Raw genomic sequence first — 1,720 nt, forward strand, 5'->3', positions numbered from 1 at the left:
GTGGCCATAAAAAAACCGGCGCCTGGCGCCGGTTTTTTATCTTGAGCTTTCGCTTAGAATATATCGTCGGTAGAGACGGGCCCGTCAGTGGGCGAGCCGTCGCCGCCATAGACCTGATTGCCGTCCGAGCTGTGGGTCGCATAGCGGGTCGGTTCAGTTCCTTCCTTGAAGAACTCCTCCTTGCTGCTGTCATCGGTGCGGTTGGTCAACAGACCTGTTTCGCGATCGATCCGTACCCTGATGATCCCCTCGGGGACCGGCATCTTGCGTTCGGGCACCTGTTTGAGCGCCGTCTTCATGAAGTCGATCCAGATAGGTTGGGCTGCGCCACCGCCGAATTCGCCCCGGCCAAGACCACGCTGGTGGTTGTCAAAACCGATCCAGGAAGTGGCGACCAAGTTCGGTGTGTAACCGGAGAACCAGGCGTCGCGGGATTCGTTGGTTGTCCCCGTCTTGCCGGAGATGTCGTGACGCTTGAGGTCACGAGCCGCCCGCCAACCAGTTCCGCGCCAGCCGTTGCCACCCCAGATGGCACTGGTCAGGGTATCCGTGATCAGGAAAGTGCTCTGGGCACTGACGGTCTGTGGTGCCAGGTTATTGGGCACAACAGGATCGATCGGGCACTGGGCCTTCCAGTCGCCGCTGGTATTGGCATAGGCATCGGCACTGTCGAGACCGGCCGCGGCCAGCACGCCGCAATCACGACAGGCGGCGGCAGGGTTGGCCTGGAACAGGGGTTGTCCGAGGCTGTCGATCACGTCTGTGATGAAATAGGGGGTGACCTGGAAGCCGCCGTTGGCCATGACGGAATAACCGCGCACCACTTCCAGCGGGGTGAATTCGGCGGCACCCAGCGCCAGGGATTCATTGCGGGAGATGGTATCGCGCGCGAACCCGAAGCGGGTCAGGCCGTCGATATAGGTGTCCAGACCGATGGCGCGCATCAGCCGCACTGACATCACGTTCTTGGACTTGGCAAGACCGAGGCGCAGCGAGGTGGGGCCTTCGTAGATAGCAGGGGAGTTTTTGGGCTGCCACATGGGGCCCTTGGAGGGATCCCACTGGTTGATCGGCGCATCATTGATGAGGGAGGCCAGGGTATAGCCCTGTTCCAGCGCGGTAGCATAGAGGAAGGGCTTGATGTTGGAGCCTATCTGACGGCGTGCCTGATCGACCCGGTTGAACTTGGACAGCTCAAAGCTGAAGCCGCCAACCAGCCCCTCGATGGCGCCATCCTGCGGGTCCATGGCCACCAGGGCGGCGTTGACTTCGGGGATCTGGGAGAGCAGCAGCTCTTCACCCTTCTCCCGTACCCAGATTTGGGCGCCGACTTTCAGCATATCGTGGGCGGAGCGGGGGGCGAAGCCCTGGCGATCATCGGTGATGAAGGCGCGAGCCCATTTGATGCCGTTCCAGCCGAGTTCTGCCTGTTTGCCATTTTTCAGCACCAGAGTTGCACTCTTGTCACCCACTTGGGTGACCACAGCGGCCATCAGGGGCTGGTAAGTGGGCTGCTTGGCCAGGTGCGCCATGATCTGGTCGTAATCCCAGTCGGCTTCTCCCGCTTTCCAGAGCTGGGCTGTCGTGCCACGGTAGCCATGACGGGTATCGTAGTCGAACACCCCATCCAGCAGGGCCTGGCGGGCGGCCCGCTGACGCTTGGCAGTGACAGTGGTGTAGACGTGAAGGCCCATGGTGTAGGCATCTTCACCGAACTGCT

General features: G+C 61.3%; 1 protein-coding gene. It reads right to left on the reverse strand.

What is annotated here, in order from left to right; genetic code table 11:
* Positions 1 to 53: 53 nt before the first annotated feature.
* The coding region (locus BN1129_RS00595; RefSeq protein ID WP_042033832.1) for a penicillin-binding protein 1A at positions 54 to 1,720 on the reverse strand (1,667 nt) is incomplete at its 5' end.

This window comes from Aeromonas popoffii (genome assembly GCF_000820025.1).
GTDB lineage: Bacteria > Pseudomonadota > Gammaproteobacteria > Enterobacterales > Aeromonadaceae > Aeromonas > Aeromonas popoffii.